A 24,814-nucleotide genomic window follows, 5' to 3' on the forward strand; every position below is an offset into this window, starting at 1 on the left:
TGGTCCGGCTGTTTTTATTGGTGCTGCGGAAAATTAACGTGGCGCTAATTCAGCCACATAAATTTCCACGCGGCGATTGCGTGCGCGGCCGCTGTCGTCGGAGTTCGACGCGATCGGTTCACGCGCGCCACGGCCTTCGACCACGACGCGGGTCGGCGAGACACCGCGCATCGACAGGTAGTCGCGCGTGTGCGCCGCGCGTTCGACCGACAGCGGCTCGTTGATCGAGGCGCTGCCCGTGCTGTCCGTATGGCCGATGATGCTCACGGTGGTGCTCGGGTTGTCGTTCAGTGTCGCGGCGAAACGATCAAGGATGGGGCGGAAGTTGCCCTTGATATCGGCGCGGTTGGTGTCGAACGAAATATCGCTCGGGATTTCCATTTTCAGGCGGTTGTCTGCCGTCTGCGTCACTTGCACGCCGGTGCCTTGCGTTGCTTGTTCCATCGTGCGCTTCTGGTTTTCCATGCGGTTCGACCAGATATTGCCAACCACGGCGCCAGCGGCCGCGCCCAGCAGGGCGCCGCCAGCGGTGCGGCCGCTGCTGCCGCCGCCGGTGGTGCCGCCAATCAGGGCGCCGAGGCCTGCGCCGATACCGGCGCCAGTGGCCGTACCGCGTTGTGTGGAGGACATGTCGGCACAGCCGGAAACGGCGACCGTCAGGGCCAGCATGGCGATCACCGATTTGGCGCCTGCGCGAGGTTTGAATGAATTCATGGAGTTTCTCCTGGAGTTGCTTGATATTGTTATGGACGTATCCGGGGGATTACCCGCACACGTTACTGCAAAAAGACAGGTCTTGCCAGTGGCAGCGCAGATGCAAAGACGGCGCCCGTTTTCACGAGCGCCGCCGCCAGCGTCAAGCCGAGCCGGCTGCAGCCTCTACAGGCCGCGCCCGCTAATCAGACGCAACAGGATCATGATCACTGCAACGACCAACAGAATATGGATAAAACCGCCGATGGTGTAGGACGTAACCAGGCCCAACAGCCAGAGAATAATGAGTACTACTGCGATTGTGTAGAGCATGATGTGTCCTCCGTGAGTAATATGTGGATGAAAGCAAGGTGATATCACCTGCGCTGCCATCAGTTTTTTGCCATTTGCGTTGCTGCCGGAGTGACACTCCTTACAACACGCTGATGTCATGATGCATTGTCTACTTTGCTGCCGAAACTATCTGTACGCTGTCGTACATAACTACGACTTATTTGCATTTCCTTGCAGATTGGCATGTTCTGCTTGCGCCATGCCTGGTAGCCAGGCCAGCATGCCGGCCATGCCGACGGCGCCGGCCAGGCAACTGAGCATACCGCCCGTCAACAGCAGCATCACGCCGAACACGGGTGCAGCAGCACCGCCGGGCGCCAGATCCAGTGCGCAAAAGCCCAGTATCGTCGCCAGCATGCCGCCGCCGATAAAGCCCAGCCATATTTTGTTGTCAGCCTTGTTATTGTCCATGTCCGTCTCCTTTGATGGGTGACTCGATAAATTTCCTAAGTGCATCATCTCCTGTAGTCACGATCGCATCTGTGCGCGAACGAACATGATCAAAAGAAAACGCCCGGACTGGCCGGGCGTGTGTTCAATTCGCAACGAGAAAGGCGATCTTAGCCGGCGCGCAGGCCGCCATTGACCACGCGCACGCGGTCGCCCTGGCGCCAGTTCGGCTCGGCGCTCTGGTGCACGGTGCGGGTTTTGCCATTGTCCAGGCGCACCACGATGTTATAGCTGCGGGTCGAGCGTACGCTGCCTTCGATCTGGTTGCCGGCGACAGCACCGCCGACGGCGCCGAGGACCGTGGCCAGCTGCTTGCCATGGCCGCCGCCCACCTGGTTGCCCAACAGGCCGCCAACGACGGCGCCGCCAGCAGCGCCGACGCCGCTGCCCGAGGCGCGCGTATTTATTTCATTGATCGCTTCGATCACGCCACAGTTGTTGCATACCTTGGGGGCCGGTGCCGGTTCGGCCGCGTATTGCTCGGGCTCAGGCTGTGGCTGCGGCCGCTGTACCGGCGCTGGCTGCTGGGGCAGGGCGGCCAGCGGCTTGGCGCTCGCTGGCGGCGCGACCGTTTGCAAGCTGGCCAGCTGTTCGCTGGAGGCGGCACTGCTCAAAGGCTGGGTTTCGCGGCTGTCCGAGGTGGGCAGCCAGCCCATCAGGGCCGCCGTGCCGACGCCACAAAACAGCAGTACCGCAACAGCGGCGGCGATGATAAGGGGATGCAAGGATTTGGTCGTAGTGCTCATGTAATGCTCCTGTATTAACTGAATGAATCTTGATGGGTGGCTCCGGGAGGGCCTGGCCTGAATCTTGTTATTGATTTGAAAGCCGAGTGTGCGGTGCTACGTGATTCGCTTCCGTGCGTCACCGTACATACATGGTCAAGGTGGCCCCGTAGGCTAGGTAAAAATTATGTCGAGTTGTAACGACACAAAGGAAAAGGCAATGCCATCAATGACCGCTACCATTAACCTGCCCCGCGATGCAGGCCGCTCCGCAATGGCTGTGGCCGCTGCAGGCAATCGCCTGCTGGCCAGCCTGCCGGAGTCCGACCTCAAGCATCTGTCGGCGCGGTTCGATAACGTCAGGGTCGAGGTCGGCGACGTGCTGTACGAACCGGGCCAAGTGATCAGCCATATTTATTTCCCGGGCGACTGCCTCATTTCGCTGCTGGCAGTGGCCGAAGGCCGCATGACGCTTGAAGTGGGTTCGGTTGGCCGCGAAGGCGTGCTGGGCGCATCTGTTGCGCTCGGGCATGAACAGGCGCAGGTGCGCGCCATTGTCCAGCGTTCCGGCAGCGCCAGCCGCATATCGCGCGCCGATTTCTGCGCCGAGTTTGCCCAGCTCGAATCCCTGCAGCGCTTGCTGTACCGCTACACCGACACCTTGCTGGCGCAGGCGATACAAATTGCCGTCTGCAGCCGTTTCCACGTGCTTGAAGCGCGGCTGGCTCGTTCGCTGCTGATCACGCGTGACCGCTTGCAGTCTGAAAAATTTCACCTGACCCACGAATTCCTGGCCCATACCCTCGGTGTGCGCCGTGTCGGCGTTACCAAGGCGGCCAGCGCGCTGCAGCAGCAGAAACTGATTACCTACAGCCGCGGCAATATCGAGATCCTTGATTCAGCGGGGCTGGAAGCGGTCTCCTGTCGTTGCTACGAACTGGTCAAGGACACGGGCACGGCCGGCATGGCCAATGTGTTTGTCTGAATCTTTGCGGCAGCCTTGCGTACAGATGCGAGGCGTAAAAAAAGCGGGGCGGCTACCGAAGTAGCCGCCCCGCTTTTTATTGCCTGCAATTACTTGGGCTTGACCTGGTTACCGATCACGCCGCCGACGGCTGCGCCGCCAACTGCGCCAACAGCGCTGCCGCCGGTCAGTACGGAACCGGCAACGGCGCCGATGCCTGCGCCGACAGCGGTGTTTTTATCCTGGCCGGACATATTGGCGCAAGCGGTCAGGCTCAGCACCAGAGCGGCGAGGGAAGTGGTAGCGGCGAGTTTTTTAAACGTTTGCATGGTAGATCTCCTTTAGATTCGGTCTGTTGGCGCCGGCGTGCGGCAGCCGGTAAATCATGTGCGCCAATCATTGTTCAAGCACAGATACAGAATAGGATTTCAAACAGATAAGTTCTGTTCGGCAACGCACATAGGGGCGTAACAAATGTAAGGCGCTACAGCTTGTCCTCAGCGTGCAATTGCCCGCTCGCCGGTCTTCGGCAGCGGTGCCTTGCGTGCGCGCTGCTTGCCAGGCGGCGGCGCCACCGGTTTGCTGCCAGCCTGGCTCAGCAGGGTTGCGCACTCGCTCTGTTCGCCAGGTCCGGCATTGACTAGCGGCAGCAGGGCTGCAAACGGCGCCACCGCCGCCAGTGCCAGTGCGCCACCGGCGCGCAAGGCCAGCACGCCCTTGTCGACACTGACATCAGGATCGCTGAAAGTGCCTTTTACATACAGCGGCGCGCGCAGCGAGAAGATGCGCACGCCCTTGCTGTCCGGCCGCAAGGTCAGGTCCAGCCGTTCATTGTCCAGGTTGATGGTGCCGTCGACATGCAAGGTGGCGTCGTCCGTGTCGACAATGAACTGGCGCGTCTGCATCAGGCCATGGGTGACGCCGAAATCGGCTGCCAGGCAGTTGAGCCTGACCTGTTTGTCGCCCGAAAGTTTGGCCAGCACCACGCTGCCGATATTGAGGCCCATTTCCTCCAGCAGCAATTTGCTGATGCTGCCGCCATTGATCAGTGCCTTGACCTCGCCATTCGAGTTGCCCAGCAAGCTGGCCACCGAGTTGCCGGTGGCGCTCAAGGCGGCGTCGCCATTGATCTGGCCCACGCTGGCCTGCAGTGGTTCGAGCTTCGGGAACAGCTGCTTGATCTGCATGCGGCGCGCGCTTGCTTTCAGTTCGGCAGCGATGCGCCCGGGCACAGTCTTGCCGCTGCCGTCCATCCGGATCTGTGACACCAGCGTGCCACCGGCGATATTGAAATTGAGCGGGCTCAGCGACAGCACGCTGTCTTTCAACACGATGTGCGTGTCGACCTGGCTGATCGGCAAGTCGGCGTCACGGGTGATCTTGTCGACCGTATAGCGCACGTCGGCGTCCAGGCTGGTCCAGCGCTCGGTTTTGAATGCCTGTACCGGCAACACGCGCCCGGCTGGCTGCACCTGGCGTTCTCCACGCTGCTCCTTGCTGGCACGGTTGTCTGCACCCACCAGCGGACCGAGGTCGCTGAACTGCAGCAGGCGCGAGTGCACGTTGCCGGCCAGGAAATTGCGTGGCTTGCGCTCCGAGAATGTCATCTTGCCACTGATATCACTTGAGCCCACCTTGCCGCTGAATTTGTCATAGACCCAGTCGCCACCGCCGCGCTTGAGTACACCCGTCAGCCTTCCTTGCGTGCTGAACGGTGGCGTTTCCGGTAGCAGCACGCCTGTCAGCGAATACAGCTGCGCCATGCTGGGGCCGCTTATTTTCAGCAGCACGTCGAGTGCCGCCAGTTCGGTCGGGCGCGTCAGGGTGCCAACGATGGCCAGGGTGGTGCCTGCCGAATGCATCTCGGCCTGCAAGGGGAATGGCGTGCCCTGCTGCTGCAGCGACAGCACGCCACCGGCCTTGCCACTGCCTCTCACGGGTGCGCCGCGATAGGTGCCGCCCACGCTCCAGGCGATGCCGTAGCGGGCATCGGCGATGGTGTCGACATCGGCCTTCAGCGTGGTATTGGTGACGCCATCGCTGAGATACACCGTGCCCTTGCTGAAGACCACGCTTTGCAGGTCGAACTGCCAGTTTGAGCCGGGGTTCTGCTTTTCAAATGTCCAGTTGTTATTGCCATCCTTGCTGCGCAGCAGGCGCACCGTCGGGCTGTCGAAGCGCAGTTGCGGGATCACGATCTTTTTATCCAGCAGGGCCAGCGGATTGAGCGAAAAGGCAAGCTGGCTGACGCTGGCCGCATCCGGATGGCCAGGCTCGGCCGTGATGCCGGCCGGATTACCCATGCGTACCTGTTGCGCCTGCAAATGTGGCCATGGCAAATAGTCGCGCCAGCCGTGCTTCGTCGCAGGCTGTTGCCAGGTCAGCGACAGGTCGCCGTCGATCACGAGAGGGCGGCCCAGGGCTTCGCTGGTGCGCGCACTGAGCCAGGGTTTGGCGCGGTTCCAGTCCGCATTCATCAGCACGACGACGGCGACGACCGGTACGGTGAGCAGCAGGCCGGCGGTGACGAGAACGATTTTTGCGCGGCGCGACTTGGGTAGTGACAGGTGAGGCATGGAGCATTCTTTCTGGGTGGATCAGGGCGGTAGCGCAGGGCGCAGCGATATGCGCGATGCTACAGCAAAGCGGCGCCCAATACGCTCGTTTGTACGCTGGCGCACCTTGCAGGGGTGACTATTGTCGCTTTCTTACGCTATGTGCGGCAGCGAACTGATAGCGTTGTCGGCAGGGGCTATAACGTCATACATCAGGCGCCGCTTCATGCATCAGCGTGGCGCCGTAGCACCAGTTTTGATGCTCCCCAAAGTTACCCGATTCATGTTCTCCAGGAGAAAAAAAATGACAAACCGAGATCTTTTCAAATCCCCCCTGACCGCACTGGCTGCCTGCGCTACCGCCGTCGTGCTGATGACCGGCTGCGCCAGCCAGAAAACCCCGGCCACGGCCGACGTGGCCGTTTCGCGCGCCGCACTGGACAACGCTGCCAGCTCTGGCGCCGCCGAACTGGCGCCGGACGAAATGCGTTCGGCCCGCGAAAAAATGATGCGCGCCAACCAGGCACTGAAAGACCATGACTACAAGCTGGCACGCGAACTGGCCGACCAGGCGCAAGCCGATGCCAAGCTGGCGCAAAGCAAGGCTAATTCGACCAAGGCGACCACCGCCGCTGACGAAATCAACGAGAACCTGCGCGTCATGCGCGAAGAACTCAACCGCGCCAACATGCAAGCTCCCCAACAATAAGAACAGGAACCACACATCATGAAAAAAGCTACCTACACTACCCTTCCAGGCCTGCTGGCCATGGCTGCACTGCTTGCAGCCTGCAGCTCCGCACCGACCACCACCAGCCTGCTCGACCAGACCCGCGGCGACTATATGGCTGCGCAGTCGAACCCGATGGTGTCGACCTATGCGCCACGCGAATGGCGTGACGCCAGCGCCGCGCTGGAAGCGGCGAACGCTGCCGCCACGCGCCAGGACGACAAGGAGCAGGTCGACAAGCTGGCTTATCTGGCCAAGCAAAAAATCGCCACCGCACAAGAAGTCGCCAAGCAGAAAGCTGCCGAGGCTGATGTAGCCAACGCCGGCAAGCAGCGCGACGAACTGCGCCTCGAAGCGCGCACCCAGCAGGCTGACCAGGCTACCGCCCGCGCCCAAGCTGCGCAGGCAGCTGCCGAAGCAGCCAAGGCACAGGCACAGAACGCCGAAATGGCAACCCGCGATGCACAGGCTCGCGCTGCTGCACTGGAAGTGCAACTGGCTGACCTGGCCGCCAAGAAAACCGAACGCGGCATGATCATCACCCTGGGTGATGTGCTGTTTGGCACCGACAAGGCCGACCTGACCTCGAACGGCATCAACACTGCCAACAAGCTGGCCGAAGTGCTGAAAAACAATCCACAACGCACCGTGCTGATCGAAGGCTTTACCGATAGCACCGGCAGCGCCGCGCATAACCTGGAACTGTCGCAACGCCGTGCCGAGTCCGTGCGTAACGCTTTGCTGGGCCAGGGCATCGCCCGCGACCGCATCGCCACGCGCGGCTATGGCGTCGCATACCCTGCGGCGGGCAACGATACCGCAGCGAATCGCCAGTTGAATCGCCGCGTGGAAATCGTGCTGTCGGAAGACAACACGGCCATTCCCGCCCGTCGTTAATCTGAACTGATTGGTGTCACGCGCTGCAAGGGGCAGGCGCCCTTTGCAGCGGCAGTACCAAGGCAGCGCCGGCCGTGTATGGCCGGCGGATACCCACGCTAGAATTGAGAGGAAAATTATGTCCGATACTTCAGTTGCCACTCCTTCGGGAATCGATACAGCCGCCATTCGCGCCGCCGCCCGCAATCTGGACGATGGCGCCGTCACGGAAGGCTACCAGGCCAATCGCCAGGAAGTGATCAATATGTTGAATGGCGCGCTGGCGACCGAGCTGGTGTGCATTGCACGCTACAAGCGTCATTACTACACCGTGAGCGGACGTGATAACGGCACCATCAAGGCCGAGTTCCTCGAACATGCCGAGCAGGAACAGGAACACGCAGACTGGCTGGCCGAACGCATCGTTCAATTGAACGGCAAACCAGATTTTAATCCGGCAACATTGCTTGAGCGTAGCCATGCCGAGTATGATGATTCCGACGACGTGCAAAGCATGGTCAGGGCCAACCTGATCGCCGAGCGCGTGGCGATCGAGTCATACCGCCAGATGATCGTTACTATCGGCGACACGGATCCGACCACGCGTCAGTTGCTCGTCAAGATCATGGCCGTCGAAGAAGAGCACGCCGATGACATGCGCGATCTGATGGAATAAACAGTTATTATTACTATAATTGCTACAAAAGTTACATTCAACCACTGCAAGGAGATTAACCATGTTGGAAAACAATATTACTACCGTCAATAACGATGTCAAAACCCTGGTAAAAGATGCCCAGGCTTTGTTCAGCGCCGCTGCCGCGCTGACCGGCGAAAAAGCCGACGAAGTGCGCGTCAAGGGCATGAAAACCCTCGATGCTGCCCTGGTCAAGGCACAGGAAGCCCAAGCCGCCGCCATCGTGTCGGCCAAGGAAATCGCTGCGCAGGCTGATGGCTATGTGAAAGAAAACCCATGGCGCACAGTGGCCCTGGCCGCTGGCGTCGGCGTACTGATCGGCTTTATCCTGGGCCGCAAGTAATCAAGTCAGGAGCGATATGGACAAGTCTGCTTCGTCTCACCAGGGGCCAGGACTGATCGGCTCGATCGCCGGCCTGGCCAGGAACGCAGTCGGACTGATGTTGTCACGGCTGGAACTGGCAAGCATCGAATTGTCGGAAGTGCGCAACCATCTGCTGCAACTGGTTGTCATTTTCGCTCTGGCGATGGTGGCAGGCCTGTTTGCCATCGCTTATGGCAGCGTGCTGGTGGTCTTCCTCGCCTGGGATAGCCTGGGCTGGAAGATACTGCTGATCATGACGGCGGTATTCTTGCTGCTCGCTTGCGTGCTCGTCATGTATGCGCGCGCGATGCTACGTCAAGGCAAGCTTTCTCTGCCAGCCACCATGGCTGAATTGAAAGCCGACCGCGACATGCTGATCTAGTACCATCTGGCAAGGCCCGCACGGAATCGCTTCCCTGCGGGCCTTGCCTTTGCCATGCTGCCCAAGGAGGAACACTCATGTCGGAACACGACAAAATGACGATGCAAGCGGCGCGCAAGCGGCAATTGATTGCCGAAGGCGAACTGTACCGCGTGAGCATCGTGCATGCCCGCGCCAATGTGGGCCACGCGCTGCGCCCCGAAACCATATTGCAGGGTGTGGTGCAGACGGTCAGCGGCTTTGCCGGCCACCGCTTCGAGTCATTGCTGGCACCAGGCGGCTTCCGCCTGCAAAGCCTGATGCCTTACGCGATGACGGCCCTGTCATTCATCGGCCGCAAAAAGCTGGTCAAGCCGGCGCTGGTGCTGGTGGCCGTCGCTGCCGTCGCCACAGGCTGGCTGCGCCGCAAACACTGAGCCGCAACCGCCATCGCAGTGCTGAACGCCGTCATTGACGGCGTTTTTTTCAAGCGCATGCCCCTCTGCGGCTGTGCACGCAATCCCTTACAATGCATCACGGTGCACTCTTGCACGCCAGAGCCTGGAGCTATCTTGACGACCATGACCAATCCCTTGAATCCCGCGCGCATGCGCATCGTGCTGGTGTTGCAGGGCGGCGGTGCCCTGGGAGCCTACCAGGCCGGTGTCTATCAGGCGCTGCACGAGCATGCACTGGCGCCGGACTGGGTGGTGGGCACCTCGATCGGCGCCATCAATGCCGCCATCCTGGCCGGCAACAAGCATGAAGACCGCCTGGTCAGGCTGAAGGAGTTCTGGCGGCGTGTGTCGCACCGCGACAGCATCGACATGACGCGGGTCGGCGATGTGCAGCGTCGCTCGAATATCTGGCTGGCCACGCTCGACACCGTGCTGCGTGGCGTGCCCGGCTTTTTCAAACCACGCCTGTTCAGCCTGTTCTCGGCCGGCGTGGCCGTGCCACCCGAAGAAGCGAGCTATTACGACACCAGCGAGCTGACCAGTACCCTGGAAGAACTGGTTGATTTCGATTACCTGAACCAGCCCGGCGGCATGCGGCTGTCGGTCAATGCCCTGCGCGTGAAATGCGGCAGCCTGCACAGTTTCGACAGCCAGCACCAGCGTCTGGAAGTCAACCATATCCGTGCCAGCGGCGCCTTGCCGCCTGGTTTTGCCGGCGTGCGCGTCGATGGCGATTTGTATTGGGACGGCGGCCTGTATTCGAATACACCGCTGGAAACCGTGCTTGACGACACGCCGCACGTCGACACCCTGGTCTTCATGGTCGACTTGTGGAGTTCGGAAGGGCCGGAGCCGACCACCCTGGATGAAGTGCAGACGCGGCAAAAAGACGTCACTTTTGCGTCGCGCTCGAAGCGCCATATCGAAGACTACGTCAACACGCATACCCTGCAGCACAAGCTGCGCGAGCTGTACGCCAGGCTGCCCGATACGTTTGATAACCGCCAGCAGGCAGCCGAGCTGGCCGCGCTTGGCGGCGCCAGCACCATGCACATCGTGCGCCTGCCGTACGCGGGTCGCGACTGGCACATGGCGGCCAAGGACATCAATTTTTCAAAAGGCTCGATCGATTGGCGCTGGGAGCAGGGCTACCAGGATGGCTTGCGGGCCGTCAAGGCAGCCGGTTGGCTGGCGTTCGTCAAGGAAGATACGCCGCTGGTGGTGCATGAATTGCCCCCGTACGAACGCAGCACGGCCTGACACTTACTGCGGGTGGGCTGCCTTGCGCAGCGCCTGTGCATTGGCCATGTCCTGGCGGTAAGTATCCTGCGCTGCTTTCAGGCAAGCGCTGCGATCTGCGGCGGCCTCCTGGCGGCAGGCTTTTTTCGCTTCGTTCAGGGCAGCGCCGATTTCCTTGTGCAAAGTGCGCAGCTGGGCTTGCGGCGTGCTGTCGGCCTGGTACCAGCGGGCCGGGTCACCCGCTTGCGCCATGCCGGTCAGTGGCGCGGTTTGCGCCAGGGCCAATGAAGCCAGGCAGGAAAGCAGCAGGGCGGCCAAAGGGGTGGCGACAGGTTTGTACATGGTAGTTCCTCTCAGAATGAAAAAAGGCGCCGTAGCGCCTCTTTGTTACAGCCTGCCTGTCAGCAGCAGCAGGATCAGGATCACGACGATCAGACCGGCAACGCCACTGGGGCCATAACCCCAGCTGCGGCTGTGTGGCCAGGTCGGCAGCACGCCGATCAGCGCCAAAATCAAAATGACCAGAATAATGGTGCCCATGGTAACTCCCTGTATTTTTTAGTTGTAAGTGCGCGAGGCCTGACGGCCATCGCGCGATGATCAAAAACGATTAATAGCGGTAGACGCGGCCGTCGATGACGCGTACGCGGTTGCCCGGGTTCAGGTCATAGATGCTGTCTTGCACCACACTGCGGTATTGGCCGTTGTCCAGGCGAACATTGATCTGGTAGTTCTGTGCCTGTTGCTGGCGGCCTTCGACCTGGTTGCCTACTACGCCACCGGCAACGGCGCCGGCAACCGTGGCGGCGGTGCGGCCGCTGCCCGAACCGATATTGCTGCCCAACAGGGCGCCGGCAATGCCGCCGACAACGGCGCCTGCGCCGCTGGTCTGGGCCCGGCCCTGGACTGGCTGGATCGAATCGATGGTGCCATAGGTGGCCGATTCAGGTTGCGAACCATTGTAGTTTTGCGATGGAGCGGTGCTGGCGCAACCACTGAGTACGGCGGTCGCGGCAATCATCAGTGCAGCCAAGGTGGCATTGGTTTTCATTTTATTCTCCTGACGTTGTAAAAGTGCATGGAGCCATCTTAGGCAGCGACCATGCTGCGGTCTGTACGCTGGCGCACGTACTTATTCGGCGCCAGTTTTCCATGCGCAGGCATGGTCAAATTGCTTTTCTGTTGTTATTTGGCCCATCTTTGCCCATTGGCGTTAAATTCGCCAAGTTGTGTACGCCAGCGTACAGAGCGGCGCAATCGATCCACGTAAAACGGTAGTCATGCCACGCAGATAGGCAAAAGATCATTTACCAGGGAGCATCATATGAATAAGAAAAACATCAGCAAGACCTTCGCCGCAGTTATCGTCGGTATCGCTTGTGCAGCATGGGGCAGCGCCGCCATGGCCGCCACGCCGGAAGCCAAGGCTGCCTACAAAAGCGCCAACGAACAAGCGGGTGTCAATTACAAGGCAGCTCACGCCGAGTGCGAAAAAATCACTGGCAATCCGAAAGATGTCTGCATCGCCGAAGCGAAAGCCGTACGTGCCTACGACGAAGCGGTAGCCCAGGCGCAATACACGAATACCCTGCGCGCCTACACCAAGGCCCGCGTCAAGATTGCCGATGCCAACTATGACGTCGACCTCAAGCGCTGCGATGCGCTGACCGGCAACGACAAGGATGTCTGCGTCAAGCTGGCCAAGTCGACCAAGGTCGCCGCCCTGGCCGATGCCAAGGCAGACAAGAAAGTCATCGAAGCGCGCAGCGATGCGCGTGAAGACAAAAGAAAAGCCGAGTACAAGGTTGCCACTGAGAAGTGCGAAGCATTGGCCGGCGCAGCCAAAGACGAATGTGTGAAGGCTGCAAAAACTCAGTTCGGCTATTAAGCGCACGATAAACCTGTTGCCCTTCGCGACAGTTTCTCGAGCACTTTGAAGTCGGCTGAACTGTTAAAAAAAGCTCATTTTGAGCGCCCTGATTGACCACTCCTAAAAGGAAAATACCATGAAATTCACCAAATCTATCGCTACCGGCCTGTTCGTCGCTTCCCTGTTCGCCGTTGCTGGCTGCGCTTCGACCCCAACCAAAGAAGGTACGGGCGAATACGTGGACGATGCACTGGTCACCACCAAAGTCAAAGCCAGCATCATCAACGAGCCAACCCTGAAAGCCACCGAAATCAACGTGGAAACCTTCAAAGGCGTGGTTCAGCTGAGCGGCTTCGTTGCCCAGCCAGGTGATGCTGCCAAAGCCGGCGAAATCGCCCGCGGCGTCAAAGGCGTGAAATCGGTCAAGAACGATATCCGCGTCAAGTAATCGCCAGTCCCGCCAAAGCGCCTGCCATCGTGGCAGGCGCTTTGGCTATCCACAGAACGTAGCGGGAGTCTCATGAGCCACCGAGCCGATATCCCTTCCAAGTCGGTTGATGCCGGTATCAAAGAGCCTGCCGCACTGCCTTCCGTGGAGCATCCCGACCCTGCCTTGCGCCTGCCGCTGCATGTCAATGCGCGTGGCCTGGCGCTCGGCATTATCGCCACTGTGAGTTTCGTCTATGCGCTGCAGTGGGCGCAAAAATTTCTGATTCCAGTTATCTTCGGCATCTTCATTGCCTATACCCTCAATCCGCTCGTCGCCTGGCTGGAAAAAATCCGCTTGCCGCGCGCTATCGGCGCTACCGTGGTCACGGCATTGATCCTGTTCGGCTCCATCGTCGTGATCGAACGCGTGCAGGGTGAATTCGAATCCATCGTTGAAGAGTTGCCGGCCGCCACGCACAAGCTGGGACGGCTGATCGCCGCCAAGGCGGGCGGCAAGGAAAGCACGTTTCAAAAGATGCAGGCCGTGGCCAACGAAATCGAGCAGGTGGCCGCCGGCGCCGAAGCACGCCGCAATGTACGCCGCGCCGCCGCTGCCGAAGGCCCGAATTTCAAGATCATGGACTGGGTCTGGGCCGGCTCGCTGGGCCTGATGGGGTTTGTCAGCCAGGCCACCATGGTCATCTTCCTGGTGTTCTTTTTGCTGCTGTCGGGTGACACCTTCAAACGCAAGCTGGTCAAGCTGACCGGCCCGTCGCTGAGCCGGAAAAAAGTCACCGTCCATATCCTCGAAGACATCAATACTTCGATCCAGAATTATATGTTCATGCTGCTGGTGACCAATGTGCTGCTGGCGCTGCTGATGTGGATAGTGCTGCACCTGATCGGCCTGGAAAACGCGGGCGCCTGGGCCATCATGGCCGGCTTGCTGCACATCATTCCCTATTTTGGCCCTTTGCTGATCACGATAGCCACCGGACTGGTGGCCTTTTTGCAGTTCGAATCGCTGGAGATGGTCTTGCTGGTGATGGCCACCTCGCTCGGCATCGCCACCCTGGTCGGCACCTTTGTCACCACCTGGATGACCGGGCGCATCGCCCGCATGAATCCGACGGCGGTATTCGTCAGCCTGCTGTTCTGGGGCTGGCTGTGGGGTGTATGGGGCTTGCTGCTGGGTGTACCCATCATCGTCATCGTCAAGGTGGTAGCCGAGCGCGTGCAGGGGATGGAAATCGTGGCGGAGTTGCTGGGGGAATAAACTGCCTCGTATTCGCAAAGACGGCACACGAGGGTGCCGTTTTGCATGGAGCTGCTTTTCACATCACGATTGGTGCCGCTTTAACACTTTCGTCACCAAATCGCCGTCTTCCGTTTTCGGTGCATGTTTCATGCTGCCCAGTTGCAAGGTGAACTGGCGCGTGAATTCTGCACCAAGGAAAAAGATCTGCGCCGAATAATAGATCCAGATCAGCAGGGCCACCAGCGAGCCGGCCGCACCATAGCTGCTGGCCACGCCGCTGTTACCGATGTACACGCCGATTGCATACTTACCCAATGCAAACATGAAGGCCGTACCCAGCGCGCCTATCATCACATCGCGCCAGGACAGGCGCACGCGTGGCAGCATTTTGTAGATGACGGCAAACAGGCAGGCGATGACGGCAAATCCCAGCAGGTTGGAGATAACGGAAAACAGCACGGCAGCGTCTTTCCAGTGGCCTTCCCAGTAATTTTCCAGAATCGCCATGGCCGCGCTGATTACCAGCGATACCATCAGCAGGAATGCCAGCACCAGCACCAGGCCAAACGACAGCAGGCGCGTTCTTATCATGTCCCAGGCGCCGGCTTCCTTCAGGGGTGGCACTTGCCAGATCTCGTCAAGACTGGCCTTCAGTTCAGCAAATACGCTGGTGGCGCCGAACAGCAGCAGGGCGCCGGCGATCAGCGTGGCAATGCGGCCCTGGTCGTGGTTCTGGGCGCCGGCCAGCACCAGCTGGATCGCTTCGGCGCCTTGCGTGCCCAGCAAGCCTTGCAGCTGGGACATCAGTTCGCCGCGGGCGGCGGCAGGGCCATAGAAAAAGCCGGCGATGGCAATCACCAGTACCAGAATGGGGGCAACGGAGAACAGGGTGTAATAGGCGAGGGCGGCACCCTTGCTGGACGCGCGGTGTTCCAGCCACTCGGTGACGGAGCAGACGATCACGTTGCGCATCGTCTTGCCCAGCGGCGCCAACCTGGCCAGGCGGGGATTGCGGCTAGAAATAGTCATGCGTGGCTTTCAATGGAAAAAAGGGGCCGCAGCCCCTTTTTTTTGATCAGTGGCGTACCACTAAAAAACGTGATTATCGTACGCGGCGCTCGATCGTGATTTGCTCAACTTCAACGCGACGGTTCGGTTCCAGGCACTTGATCAGGTCAGCACGTTTCTTGTTATCGCAAGTAACGACTGGATTGGTCGAGCCCTTGCCTTCGGCGCTCAGGCGGTTCGAAGCAATACCTTTGTTCACCAGGTAAACCTTGACTGCGTCAGCACGTTGCTGCGACAGTTTCTGGTTGTACTTGGCCGAACCGATACGGTCGGCGTAGCCGCTGATGACAACATTGTTGACATCCGGTGCTGCCGTCAGCACGCGAGCGATTTCGTCCAGTTTGGTCTGGGTCGGTGCCAGTTTGGCGCTGTCGAACGCAAACAGTTCGGTGGCGGCCATTGTTACTTTTTCAAAGCGTGGTGCTGGCGGCGGTGGTGGTGGCGGTGGAACCACGACAACTTCTTCACGCACTGGCGGCGGTGGCGGCGCTGGTTGTGCAGCGACTGGCGGCTTGTCGAAAGCGTAGTTCAGGCCGACGTTGACATACCAGTTGCTCGATTTGCTTTCCGGGAAGGTGTTGCCGCGCAGGAAGCCATGCACATTGCGCACATCCAATTGGGTCGACCACTGGTCGGTCAGCTTGCTCTGGAAACCCAGGCCCAGGTTGGCGTATGGGGAGCTTTTGCTGCGTTCGCCCAGAGGACCATTGTCCTTGTCGCGCTGCATGCCGGCGCCGACTACGACGAATGGTGCAAAGCCAGGATTACGGTTGAAGAAGTACAGGCCATCGACGCCCAGCGTATTTTGCTGGTAGCGGTTGCCGTTGTCTTTCGAGCGTGTATAGGTGGTGCCGAATTGCACGTCCCAGTCAGGCGAAACAGGCTTGCCAAAACGCAGGCCAGCGCCGTAGCCGGTTTTGTCGGAAGAGAAACTCGAATCTGGTTTCGAAGCATTAATGCTTGGTTGAATGTACCAGGAAGGATTGATTTCCTGAGCCTGTGCGCCGATGGACGAGCACAATACGGCGGCGGCAACGGCGATTTTTTTTAGATTATTCACAAGTAACTCCAAACGTTAATAAAGATTTTTCTTAAGACATCAAGCGGCTAGATGGTCTGTACTGTACTGCCACAACAATTCCAGATGCGCATGTTTTGTTTGAGATGCACTGCTGTTGGATTGGAGAATACGTTTCCAAGTTCAACCGGTCGGTGCGTTACCGCACAAAGGATTGTTGTATCTCAATGGTGTTGCAAAATCGAGACAAATACAACATTTTTATGCACTAAATTGTTTATTTTTTTAGGTGGGCACCCGGTCGGCGCGCGCCGCTTGCGCTGCCAGCCCAACGAATCCCACCGGCAACAGTATTTGGCAAGGCGGTGCTTGGTCAGCCTTTCAGGTGGGCCGCAGGCGTTGGCAAGGCATGACTGACGATGCGGGCAGAGGTTGGTTGCCTTTTCATCGACCTCGTGTTTATCGTTTGCGCATGGCCGACCACGCGCTCGGCTTGGGATCTGCCAGCCGCTTGTCGACCAGGCCAGGTGCCAGCCACAACAGCAATAGCCACGTCATAAACGACAGCAAGCGTTGCAGTCCTCCAGCGCATAGCGAGAAAATGACGAACCATGCCAGCGAGTAGCTGCGTGGCACTTGCTCTATCTGGAAAAGGAAAGATGTGGCAAGGACTGCCAGCATCATCACGGGAAGTGCAAACCACCATTTGCGTTCGATCGGAGACATGGTTTCCTCGGAAAAGTTGTCCCCGATACTAACGCGGTGCCAGTAATGTTGGCAATAACTACAGTAGATTATTGCATGGTTGCGGGCGTGGTCGGCGGCACCGCCGGCATCGGTGCATTTGGCGTGGCCGGAATGGCTGGCGGCGTCAGGGGGGCCGGTACCGGCTGGGTGTTCGGCTTGGCCGGCGTGGGTGCCGGGTGGCGCTTGTTAGCATGCTTGATCCTGGCAGGACGCTCGTGCTGACGCATTTTGCTGCCTGGCACAGGCTTGCCTTTATTGTCGAGCTTGTCGGACTGGTCCGATTGCTGGCCCGGATCGGCCTGGTTATTGACGTGGTTGCCGGTCTGGTTCACATTGGTGGTCGATTGGGCTTGTACCCAGGCGCCACCGACGGTCATCAGGGTGGCGGAAAGCAAAAGAGCGGCGGTTTTCATGGTGCGTGTCCTGTGGTGAATATGATGCCGCATTGTCCCATGCGAGACGAGGCCGGCAAGTAGGAGCGCGCCTCATCGTCTTGTGGGCAATTGCCTGATATCACTTTTGTGCAAGCCATCGTGCCGCTTGCCATCGCCCGCGGCGATGGCACCGTGGACACCCAGCGCTTATTTGCCTGGCATCGGTGGCGGCGGAGGTGGTGGTGCTACGCCCGTATTGCTGCTCGAGCCTTTCTTGTCAGCGTCGTTTTGCATATTCGGTGGTGGCGGCGGCATCGGCGTGCCCTGTTTGTTGGGGTTGCTGTGCGCTTCGGACTGTACCTTTTTGGTCGGTTTCCTGGCGTTTTTCTTTTCCCGTTTGTCCAGTTCGCCCGCAGGATCCACGATTTTTTCCGCTTCGCCATTTTGTGGCGTGCTGGTGCTGTCACGCACTGGGGCATTGACCGGTGGCTTGGTGTTCGACTGGGCTTGCACCAGGGACGCCGCGCCGGCCAGCAGGGCGGCAAACATCAGTGAGGATGGTTTCATGAAAAACTCCTTTTGATACGAATTAAAGAGTATTCATTTTGTCACCGCGAGCGATCACGGCAAGTAGGAGTACGCCGCTCGCCGCTGTGGGCGCATGGCTGGCAAGCATGCAGGCATCAGCGAAACTGCTCGGTAGAAATATCGAAACGCTTGAGCTTGTCGTACAGGGTTTTTTTCGGAATATTCAGCGCTGTCGCCGCCTCGATCACATTGCCGTTATGGCGCCGCAATGCCTCCTCGATAATCGAGATCTCGAACGCGTCGACCTGCTCGGCCAGCGAGGCTTCGCGGCAGCCGGCCGGGCTCAGGGTATCGTCCAGCAAGCCGAGCACGAAGCGATCGGCAACATTGTGCAGTTCGCGCACATTGCCGGCCCAGCGCTGCGCCATCAGGGAGCCCAGCAGTTCGCCGCTGACCAGGGCCGCGGGCTGGCCATAGCGCAAGGCCGCCTGCAGCACGAAAAATTCGAACAGCAGCGGGATATCTTCGCGCCGGTTGCGCAGGGCAGGCAAGGTGAGGCTGGCGACATTCAGGCGGTAATACAGGTCGGCGCGAAACTTGCCCTGCTCGGCCAGCAGATGCAAGTCTTCCTTGGCAGCGGCGATCACGCGAAAGTTCACCGAAATGAGCTTGTTCGAACCGAGGCGTTCGACTTGGCGTTCCTGCAGCACGCGCAGCAATTTGACCTGCAGCGCCAGCGGCATGCTTTCGATTTCATCAAGGAACAGGGTGCCGCCGTTCGCGTATTCGATCTTGCCGATGCGCTGGCGCTGGGCGCCCGTAAAGGCGCCTTCCTCGTGGCCGAACAGTTCGGACTCGAAAATGGATTCGGGCAGGGCGCCGCAGTTGATGGCGACAAACGGGTGGTCGCGCCGCTCGCTGAAGTCGTGCAGGCAGCGCGCGATCAGCTCCTTGCCGGTGCCGGTTTCGCCCAGGATGATGATGTCGGCCGATTTCGGCGCCAGGTTCAGCACCAGCTGGCGCACCTTGGCCATGGCCGGGCTGCGCCCGACGATGCGCGCCTCGATGCCGACACGCTGCTCGAGCTGGCGCCGCAAGTTCATGTTTTCCAGCACCAGGTGGCGCTTGTCGAGCGCGCGCCGGCAGACTTCCACCAGCAAGTCGGCCGAGAACGGTTTTTCGATAAAGTCGTAGGCGCCACGGCGCATGGCGCCGACCGCCATCGACACGTCGCCGTGGCCGGTGACCAGGATCACCGGCAGGCTGGCGTCCTGCGCGACGGCGATATCGAGCAAGCGGAGGCCATCGATGCCGGGCAGCTTGATGTCGCTGAGCAAAATGCCGGCAAATTCCGGTACCAGGTAAGGCAGGGCTTCCTCGGCCGTGGCCACCGCCGTCACTTGCAGTCCGGCCAGTTCCAGCGACTGGCGCGCACCCTTGCGCACCACGGCGTCGTCTTCCACCAGCAGCACTTGCATGCCGTCGAAGTTGTTCTCATGCATCCGTCTCGTCCTTGATCTTGTTTTGCTGTCGCGTCAGCGTGATTGTAAACTGCGCGCCGCCCCCTTCGGCCCTGGAGCGGTTGCGTACGGCCAGCGCGCCGCCGGCCGCGCGCACGATGCCGGCGCTGATCGACAGCCCCAGCCCCAGGCCATGTTCCTTGGTGGTATAGAAGGGATCGAAAATACGGTCCAGCGAGGCCAGCGCAATGCCGGGGCCATTGTCAGTCACATGGATCACGGCCAGCGCGCCTTCGCTGCGCACCTGCAGCCAGATCTGCACCGCTTCGGTCTCGGGTACGGCGTCCATGGCGTTGGTGATCAGGTTGCTCAATACCTGTTCCAGGCCGATGGCGTTGCACAGCACAATGATTTCTTCTTCGGGCCAGCTTTCATGCAGGGTCAAGCGTTGCGAGTTCTTGCGCGTGCGTACTTGCAGCATGGTTTGCGCAAACGCCTGGCGCACCGATACCGGTTTGCGCGCATCGTCGCTGCGCCGCGCAAAGCCCTTCAGTTGCGAGGTGACATAACCAAGGCGCTTGACCAGGTCGGAAATGGTCGACAGGTTGTCGAGCGCGTCATCGATGCGCCCGCGCGCCAGCAACACCCTGGCGTTGTCGGAAAAAGTCTGCAGGGCCGCCAGCGGCTGGTTCAGCTCATGTGTGACGCCAGCCGCCATCTGGCCGATGGCGGCCAGCTTGCCGCTTTGCACCAGTTCGGCCTGGGCGTAGCGCAGGGTCTGCTCGGCCCGTTCGCGCTCGGCCACCTCCGCCTGCAGCCGGCCATTCGCATGCAGCAGGTCGGCCGTGCGCTGCGACACCTTGATTTCCAGCTGCTCATAGGCCAGCGCCAGGGTTTGCTGGGCCTTGAGCTTGTCGGCAATCCGGCGCCGGCGCTGGCGCGCATACAGCAGGGCCAGCATCAGCAGAGCCCAGCCCAGCGCTGCGGCGATGGCGGCGTTGCGGGCGGCCTCGTCAACCTGGTCGAGTTCGGCCAGCACCGTGATCTGCCAGCGCAATGGACCCAGCGGCCGATTGACGGCCAGATAGTCGGCCTTGGCCGGTAAGGCCGGCAGTTGGTCGCTTGGCGCATGTTCCAGTGTCATCACGCTGGCGCCATCGGCGAACTGGCGCTGTACACGGTGCGGCAGGATGGGCAGGTTTTCCTGCAAGAACTGGCGTTGCGCGCTGATATCCTGCCTGGCCGCTGCCGACAGGGCCGCCAGGGTATTGAATTTGAACGACGGCGTGCTGGCCAGGATGATCACGCCATTGGCATCCTTGACCCAGATCTGCTCGCCTGCGCCCGGCGAGCGCCACGATTGCTCGATCCAGTCCAGGTTGACCTTGGCGGCGACAATGCCGATGATGCGCCCGTCGCGCAGCACCGGCTGTGAAATGAAATAGCCGGCCTCGAAGGTGGAGGCGCCGATGCCGTAAAACCTGCCAATGCCGCCTGCGATGGCATTCTTGAAATACGGCCGGAAGCCATAGTTGACGCCGACATAGGAACTGGCGTCCTGCCAGTTGCTCGACGCCAGGGTGGTGCCGTTTGCGTCCAGCACATACACGGCAAAGGCGCCGGCACGGCGGTTGATGTCGACCAGGTAAGCGTTCAGTTCGCTGACCTTGTCTGGCGTCGGCTGCTCGATCAGCTGCGCCACGGCCTCGCTTTGGGCAACCGCCAGCGGCAGGAATTCATATTTGTCGAGCGCGCCGCCGATCGACGCCGCATACAGTTCGGCGCGCGTGTCGAGGGTGCGGTGCAATTCGTCGAGCTGGCGCTGCTGCACCCAGGCATGGGTGGACCAGGTCAGCGCCACCAGCGAGATCAGCGAGGCGCTGGCAAGCAGGGCGCCTGCCGGGGGGTTCAGCCACTTCACTAGTCTGCCGTGCTCGCCATTGTCTCTGCGTTATGGTGCCGTTGCTGCTCCTCCATCACCATCTCGCCCAGCATGCGTTTGATGCGGTTGAACTCGGGGTCGCTCGGGTCGCGCGGACGCGGCAGGTCGATCGCCACGTCGCGCTTGATGGTGCCGGGACGGTAGGTCATGACGATGGTGCGGTCGGCCAGGTAGATCGATTCCTCGATCGAGTGCGTGACGAACACGATGGTGGTGCCGAAAACTTTCCAGATTTTCAGCAACTCATCCTGCAAATTGCGGCGGGTCAGGGCATCGAGTGCGCCGAACGGTTCATCCATCAGCATGATGGGCGAATCGAGGGCCAGCACGCGCGCAATCGCCACGCGCTGGCGCATGCCGCCCGACAGGTCTTTCGGAAAGCGCAGGCGAAATTCCGTCAGGCCCAGCATGTTGAGCAGCATGTCGACCCGTTCGCGGATCTCGGCAGGCGACTTGCCGGCGATTTCCAGGCCAAAGGCGATATTGCTTTCAATCGACATCCACGGAAACAGCGCGTATTCCTGGAATACCATGCCGCGATCGGGACCAGGCTGCGTGATCAGCTTGCCGCCGGCCAGGAGCTGGCCGGAAGTGGGCTGCGCAAAACCGGCCAGCGCGTTGAGCAGGGTCGACTTGCCGCAGCCCGAAGGACCCAGGAGGCAAATGAACTCGCCGCTGGCGATATCGAGGTTGATGTCCTTCAAGGCGATCACGTCGCTGCCGCCGGTGGTGAAGATCTTGTTGACTGCTTTGATATTGATGGTGGTCATGGTGCTACCTCTTTAGTGTTCCAGGCCGCGGTGCCACTGCAGCAGATGATTGTTCAGGGCATTCATGGCGATATCGATGGCCAGGCCAAACAGGCCGATGGTAAACATGCCGGCGATAATCTTGTCGGACCAGAAGTATTCGCGCGCTTCCAGGATACGGAAGCCCAGGCCGCTATTGACCGCAATCATTTCTGCCACGATCACGACGATAAAGGCCGTGCCCATGCCGATGCGCGCACCGGCCAGGATATACGGTGTGGCGGCCGGCAAGATCACGCGACGAAACATCGTCATCTGGCTGGCGCCCAGGTTGCGGGCGGCGCGGATATAAATACCGTCCACCTGGCGCACGCCGGCGATGGTGTTCATCAGCACGGGGAAGAAGGAACCGATGCTGATCAGGAAGAAGGCGGGCGGGTTGCCCAGGCCGAACCACAGGATCGCCAGCGGAATATAGGCGATTGGCGGGATCGGGCGCAGCACCTGCACCAGCGGGTCGAACAGCTTGTAGATGGTCTTGTTGGTACCCATCAACAGGCCCAGCGGCAGTGCCAGGCCGGCGCCGATGGCAAAGCCGCCCAGCACGCGCGACAGGCTGGCCCAGGCGTCATGCGGCAATTCGCCCGAGAACATCCACACCAGGTAGTTGCCGGCCTCGGGCGTGTAGGCTTGCGTCGGTATCAGGTATTCATACCATTTCACCACCACCGCCACCGGCGACGGCAGGATCTGCGGATTGATCCAGCCGAAAGTGGACAGGGCTTGCCAGAACAGCAGCACGGCCACCGGCACGATGGAACCGTGCACGAGGCGTTTCATCATTTCCAGATTCATCGTCAGTCTTCCCGGGTTAGCGTGGTGCGTAGGATTTCTTGGCTTTTTCCAGCAGGTCGAGCTTGACCCAGTCGCGGGCGACAGGTGGCTTGGCCATGCGGCCGACGCCGAACTTCACCATGTAGTCGGTAGTCAGCTGCACATGGCTCTGGGTAATGTCTTCCGTAAAGATGGCGTTGTCGATGGCGTCGCGGTAGTCCTCGCTGGTGATCTGGTTCTTGAACATCGATTCACGCACGTATTTTTCCGCCAGTTTCGGGTCGGCCAGGAAAGCGCGGGTAGCGGCCACGAAGCAATCCATGAAGCGCTGTGCCACGGCCGGCTTTTCCTTGTACATTTTTTCCGTCATCACCAGCGCGCGCACCGGCTCGCCCAGCGGTGTGTCGTAAGGCTTGATAATGGCAGTGCCATATTTCTTGTGGATGGCCTGGGTCGAATAAGGTTCCGACTGGCTCATGACGTCGATATCCTTGGTAAGCAATGCCTGGTTCAGGTCGGGATAGCCCATGTAGAGGATCTGCACATCCTTGCCCGGCTTGTCGGACCAGCTCAGCTTGGCCTTGGTCAGCTCGGCGAACAGCAGGATTTCCTGCGGGCCACCGCGCGTGACGCCGACTTTCTTGCCTTTCAGGTCGGCAATGCCCTTGATATTGAGGTCGGGGCGGCCGACGATCTGCACTCCGCCCTTGGCGAAACCGCCCACCAAATACACCGGCAAGCCGGTGGCACGGCCCGTGATGGCCGCTTCCAGCGCACTGGCCGAGACGTCGATCTCGCCGGCGATCATGGCCGGCACGATGTCGAGGCCCTTGGCGAAGATGCGTTCCTCGATCTTCAGGTCATATTTGGGGGCGATTTCTTTCATGTAGGCGACCGCGCCGTAGTGGGCGAACTTCAGGTTGCCCAAGCGCACCAGGTCGGCGGCGTGTACCGACAGCGGGAATTGCGCGGCCAGCGCGACGGCGACGGCCAAGGCTTTGGTATTGAAAAAGGATGAAAAAGACGAAATTCGGGCAGGGTGGGTCATGCTGTCTCCATTAGATGATGGTGTTTTACGGGCCACTCTGACGGCGGCCATGGAAAACATAAGAGCATCTTCCGTGCCAGTGAAACGTATTTTTCAGGGAATGGCAAGTGATTGTTTCTAAACGTTAAATTGTGGCGCGCACAAAACGTTTGCCGGGTGGTTTCCGGTTTTCCGCACGCATGGCGGGAAAACCGTGCGGCCTGCCGCACGGATCAATGAGGAGTTGAGGCAAATCAATACGGGATAGCTGAACCTGCGGCGTGGAATCGGCGCCAGGCATAAAAAAACGCGTTGGATCGAAGACCGCAACGCGTAATTCCCCCGAGGAGTGGGGGCGCACCGCGCCGGGGCTGTGATGTTGTTGCTGCGCGGCGCCTGAGGAAACGACAGCTTGCGTCGTGTTGATTACTTCGCTGGTGGCGTGGCTGGTGGCACGGCCGGCGTGGTGGCTGGGTCGGTCAAGGGCGCTGGGGTAGTGCCTGGCGCCATTTCAGGCGTGGTGGCAGGCGCGGCCGGCTCGACCGGGGTTGTTGCTACCGCAGGTGCGGTGGCGGGCGGCGCGGCTTCCGGCACGGGGGCATCGGCAGGTTTCTTGCACGCGGAGAGACTGATCAGGGCAGCAGCGGCCAGCAGATAAGGCATTTTCATCATCATGATTCCTTTGCAAAGTAAGGTTGGGAGATGCCGGCTGGGGCCGTCCATCTTTCAACAGCGCTGCAACAGATGGTCATGCCCGGCATCGATCTTGGGCGCCAGGTAGTGGAATGGATACTTGCCTGACGATCAGCTTGAGTTTATGTTAAGGCAATTTTCCCTTCTGTTCGCCATCGCACGTTAGGCAAGGAATGAAAGTGCAATACTGGATTCGGCACTGCAATGCAGCCGCCGCAACAAAAATATTAGTGCCCTGCGGAAATATTTTTACTTTTCTTGATCTGACTGCCCGTTAATGTTCGTTAACGCACAGACCAAGACGGTCCAAGCAGGCATTCTGCGGTCAGACGTCTGGAATTAGTGATTTCT

At 60.0% G+C, this 24,814-nt stretch carries 31 protein-coding genes; 11 read left to right on the top strand and 20 right to left on the bottom strand.

Annotated features, from left to right (window positions below):
• Positions 1-33: 33 nt before the first annotated feature.
• The 4 genes from ACQ4WM_RS16360 to ACQ4WM_RS16375 all read right to left on the bottom strand — a co-directional run bounded on the left by ACQ4WM_RS16360 (position 34) and on the right by ACQ4WM_RS16375 (position 2,243).
• The gene (locus ACQ4WM_RS16360; RefSeq protein ID WP_495542700.1) at positions 34-669 is read right to left on the bottom strand and encodes a YiaD family glycine zipper/OmpA-like lipoprotein; all 636 of its coding nucleotides are present in this window, start codon (positions 667-669) and stop codon (positions 34-36) included.
• Positions 670-879: 210 nt separating this feature from the next.
• Entirely contained in the window at positions 880-1,026 is a 147-nt protein-coding gene (locus tag ACQ4WM_RS16365; protein ID WP_121670992.1) for a lmo0937 family membrane protein, read from the bottom strand.
• Positions 1,027-1,197: 171 nt separating this feature from the next.
• The gene (locus tag ACQ4WM_RS16370; protein WP_436547742.1) at positions 1,198-1,458 is read right to left on the bottom strand and encodes a hypothetical protein; all 261 of its coding nucleotides are present in this window, start codon (positions 1,456-1,458) and stop codon (positions 1,198-1,200) included.
• A 149-nt stretch (positions 1,459-1,607) separates the two neighbouring features.
• Entirely contained in the window at positions 1,608-2,243 is a 636-nt protein-coding gene (locus tag ACQ4WM_RS16375; RefSeq protein ID WP_436547743.1) for an outer membrane lipoprotein, read from the bottom strand.
• Positions 2,244-2,496: 253 nt separating this feature from the next.
• Here ACQ4WM_RS16375 and ACQ4WM_RS16380 point away from each other — a divergent pair, with 253 nt between their 5' ends.
• Entirely contained in the window at positions 2,497-3,207 is a 711-nt protein-coding gene (locus tag ACQ4WM_RS16380) for a Crp/Fnr family transcriptional regulator (protein ID WP_436547933.1), read from the top strand.
• A gap of 89 nt (positions 3,208-3,296) precedes the next feature.
• Here the strand turns inward: ACQ4WM_RS16380 and ACQ4WM_RS16385 are convergent, their stop codons facing one another.
• Both ACQ4WM_RS16385 and ACQ4WM_RS16390 read right to left on the bottom strand, forming a co-directional pair.
• Complete coding sequence (locus tag ACQ4WM_RS16385) at positions 3,297-3,515, bottom strand: YMGG-like glycine zipper-containing protein (protein WP_436547744.1); 219 nt, start codon at positions 3,513-3,515, stop codon at positions 3,297-3,299.
• Positions 3,516-3,683: 168 nt separating this feature from the next.
• A complete protein-coding gene (locus tag ACQ4WM_RS16390; RefSeq protein WP_436547745.1) occupies positions 3,684-5,762 on the bottom strand; it encodes an AsmA family protein in 2,079 nt (692 codons plus the stop codon).
• 283 nt (positions 5,763-6,045) lie between these two features.
• On the opposite strand from ACQ4WM_RS16390, the gene ACQ4WM_RS16395 reads away from it, so the two are divergent.
• The 7 genes from ACQ4WM_RS16395 (at position 6,046) to ACQ4WM_RS16425 (ending at position 10,487) form a co-directional block, all read left to right on the top strand.
• Positions 6,046-6,450 carry a DUF4398 domain-containing protein gene (locus ACQ4WM_RS16395; RefSeq protein WP_436547746.1) on the top strand — a complete coding sequence of 135 codons (405 nt, stop codon included), beginning with the start codon at positions 6,046-6,048 and terminating at the stop codon, positions 6,448-6,450.
• A gap of 18 nt (positions 6,451-6,468) precedes the next feature.
• The gene (locus ACQ4WM_RS16400; RefSeq protein WP_436547747.1) at positions 6,469-7,368 is read left to right on the top strand and encodes an OmpA family protein; all 900 of its coding nucleotides are present in this window, start codon (positions 6,469-6,471) and stop codon (positions 7,366-7,368) included.
• A gap of 118 nt (positions 7,369-7,486) precedes the next feature.
• Complete coding sequence (locus ACQ4WM_RS16405) at positions 7,487-8,023, top strand: ferritin-like domain-containing protein (RefSeq protein WP_436547748.1); 537 nt, start codon at positions 7,487-7,489, stop codon at positions 8,021-8,023.
• 61 nt (positions 8,024-8,084) lie between these two features.
• Positions 8,085-8,387, top strand: coding sequence for an ElaB/YgaM/YqjD family protein (locus tag ACQ4WM_RS16410; protein ID WP_312440008.1), 303 nt, complete (start codon positions 8,085-8,087; stop codon positions 8,385-8,387).
• Between the two features lie 16 nt (positions 8,388-8,403).
• Positions 8,404-8,790 (top strand): phage holin family protein, encoded by a 387-nt coding sequence (locus ACQ4WM_RS16415; RefSeq protein ID WP_436547749.1) that lies wholly within the window; start codon positions 8,404-8,406, stop codon positions 8,788-8,790.
• Between the two features lie 77 nt (positions 8,791-8,867).
• The gene (locus ACQ4WM_RS16420) at positions 8,868-9,206 is read left to right on the top strand and encodes a hypothetical protein (RefSeq protein WP_436547750.1); all 339 of its coding nucleotides are present in this window, start codon (positions 8,868-8,870) and stop codon (positions 9,204-9,206) included.
• Between the two features lie 144 nt (positions 9,207-9,350).
• Complete coding sequence (locus tag ACQ4WM_RS16425; RefSeq protein WP_436547934.1) at positions 9,351-10,487, top strand: patatin-like phospholipase family protein; 1,137 nt, start codon at positions 9,351-9,353, stop codon at positions 10,485-10,487.
• 3 nt (positions 10,488-10,490) lie between these two features.
• Here ACQ4WM_RS16425 and ACQ4WM_RS16430 read toward each other — a convergent pair whose 3' ends face one another.
• From ACQ4WM_RS16430 to ACQ4WM_RS16440, 3 genes are all read right to left on the bottom strand, one after another.
• The gene (locus ACQ4WM_RS16430; protein WP_436547751.1) at positions 10,491-10,808 is read right to left on the bottom strand and encodes a hypothetical protein; all 318 of its coding nucleotides are present in this window, start codon (positions 10,806-10,808) and stop codon (positions 10,491-10,493) included.
• A gap of 45 nt (positions 10,809-10,853) precedes the next feature.
• Positions 10,854-11,006, bottom strand: a complete 153-nt coding sequence (locus tag ACQ4WM_RS16435) for a DUF3309 family protein (protein WP_065307223.1) — start codon at positions 11,004-11,006, stop codon at positions 10,854-10,856.
• A 70-nt stretch (positions 11,007-11,076) separates the two neighbouring features.
• A complete protein-coding gene (locus tag ACQ4WM_RS16440) occupies positions 11,077-11,517 on the bottom strand; it encodes an outer membrane lipoprotein (RefSeq protein WP_436547752.1) in 441 nt (146 codons plus the stop codon).
• Positions 11,518-11,790: 273 nt separating this feature from the next.
• Between ACQ4WM_RS16440 and ACQ4WM_RS16445 the strand changes: the two genes are divergently transcribed.
• The 3 genes from ACQ4WM_RS16445 (at position 11,791) to ACQ4WM_RS16455 (ending at position 14,041) form a co-directional block, all read left to right on the top strand.
• Positions 11,791-12,354, top strand: coding sequence for a hypothetical protein (locus ACQ4WM_RS16445; protein WP_436547753.1), 564 nt, complete (start codon positions 11,791-11,793; stop codon positions 12,352-12,354).
• Between the two features lie 118 nt (positions 12,355-12,472).
• Positions 12,473-12,784, top strand: a complete 312-nt coding sequence (locus tag ACQ4WM_RS16450) for a BON domain-containing protein (protein WP_152244645.1) — start codon at positions 12,473-12,475, stop codon at positions 12,782-12,784.
• A 165-nt stretch (positions 12,785-12,949) separates the two neighbouring features.
• The gene (locus ACQ4WM_RS16455; protein WP_436547935.1) at positions 12,950-14,041 is read left to right on the top strand and encodes an AI-2E family transporter; all 1,092 of its coding nucleotides are present in this window, start codon (positions 12,950-12,952) and stop codon (positions 14,039-14,041) included.
• Between the two features lie 63 nt (positions 14,042-14,104).
• On the opposite strand, the gene ACQ4WM_RS16460 is transcribed toward ACQ4WM_RS16455, so the two are convergent.
• The 11 genes from ACQ4WM_RS16460 to ACQ4WM_RS16510 all read right to left on the bottom strand — a co-directional run bounded on the left by ACQ4WM_RS16460 (position 14,105) and on the right by ACQ4WM_RS16510 (position 24,445).
• The gene (locus ACQ4WM_RS16460) at positions 14,105-15,052 is read right to left on the bottom strand and encodes a YihY/virulence factor BrkB family protein (protein ID WP_436547754.1); all 948 of its coding nucleotides are present in this window, start codon (positions 15,050-15,052) and stop codon (positions 14,105-14,107) included.
• Between the two features lie 73 nt (positions 15,053-15,125).
• Complete coding sequence (locus ACQ4WM_RS16465; protein WP_436547755.1) at positions 15,126-16,151, bottom strand: OmpA family protein; 1,026 nt, start codon at positions 16,149-16,151, stop codon at positions 15,126-15,128.
• Between the two features lie 417 nt (positions 16,152-16,568).
• Complete coding sequence (locus ACQ4WM_RS16470) at positions 16,569-16,835, bottom strand: hypothetical protein (RefSeq protein WP_436547756.1); 267 nt, start codon at positions 16,833-16,835, stop codon at positions 16,569-16,571.
• A 68-nt stretch (positions 16,836-16,903) separates the two neighbouring features.
• Positions 16,904-17,269: a hypothetical protein gene (locus ACQ4WM_RS16475; RefSeq protein ID WP_436547757.1), complete on the bottom strand. Its 366-nt coding sequence runs from the start codon at positions 17,267-17,269 to the stop codon at positions 16,904-16,906.
• Positions 17,270-17,437: 168 nt separating this feature from the next.
• The gene (locus ACQ4WM_RS16480) at positions 17,438-17,797 is read right to left on the bottom strand and encodes a hypothetical protein (protein WP_436547758.1); all 360 of its coding nucleotides are present in this window, start codon (positions 17,795-17,797) and stop codon (positions 17,438-17,440) included.
• Positions 17,798-17,913: 116 nt separating this feature from the next.
• A complete protein-coding gene (locus tag ACQ4WM_RS16485) occupies positions 17,914-19,260 on the bottom strand; it encodes a sigma-54-dependent transcriptional regulator (protein ID WP_436547759.1) in 1,347 nt (448 codons plus the stop codon).
• Positions 19,253-21,139: a sensor histidine kinase gene (locus ACQ4WM_RS16490; protein ID WP_436547760.1), complete on the bottom strand. Its 1,887-nt coding sequence runs from the start codon at positions 21,137-21,139 to the stop codon at positions 19,253-19,255. Before ACQ4WM_RS16490 ends, ACQ4WM_RS16485 begins: the two co-directional genes overlap by 8 nt.
• Positions 21,139-21,930: an ABC transporter ATP-binding protein gene (locus ACQ4WM_RS16495; RefSeq protein ID WP_436547761.1), complete on the bottom strand. Its 792-nt coding sequence runs from the start codon at positions 21,928-21,930 to the stop codon at positions 21,139-21,141. The genes ACQ4WM_RS16490 and ACQ4WM_RS16495 overlap by 1 nt, the downstream gene beginning before the upstream one ends.
• A 12-nt stretch (positions 21,931-21,942) precedes the next feature.
• Complete coding sequence (locus tag ACQ4WM_RS16500) at positions 21,943-22,752, bottom strand: ABC transporter permease (RefSeq protein ID WP_436547762.1); 810 nt, start codon at positions 22,750-22,752, stop codon at positions 21,943-21,945.
• Between the two features lie 28 nt (positions 22,753-22,780).
• Positions 22,781-23,791 (bottom strand): ABC transporter substrate-binding protein, encoded by a 1,011-nt coding sequence (locus tag ACQ4WM_RS16505; protein ID WP_436547763.1) that lies wholly within the window; start codon positions 23,789-23,791, stop codon positions 22,781-22,783.
• Between the two features lie 405 nt (positions 23,792-24,196).
• Positions 24,197-24,445, bottom strand: coding sequence for a hypothetical protein (locus ACQ4WM_RS16510; RefSeq protein WP_436547764.1), 249 nt, complete (start codon positions 24,443-24,445; stop codon positions 24,197-24,199).
• Between the last annotated feature and the right edge of the window lie 369 nt (positions 24,446-24,814).

The organism is Janthinobacterium longum, assembly GCF_051380735.1.
Lineage (GTDB): Bacteria > Pseudomonadota > Gammaproteobacteria > Burkholderiales > Burkholderiaceae_D > Janthinobacterium.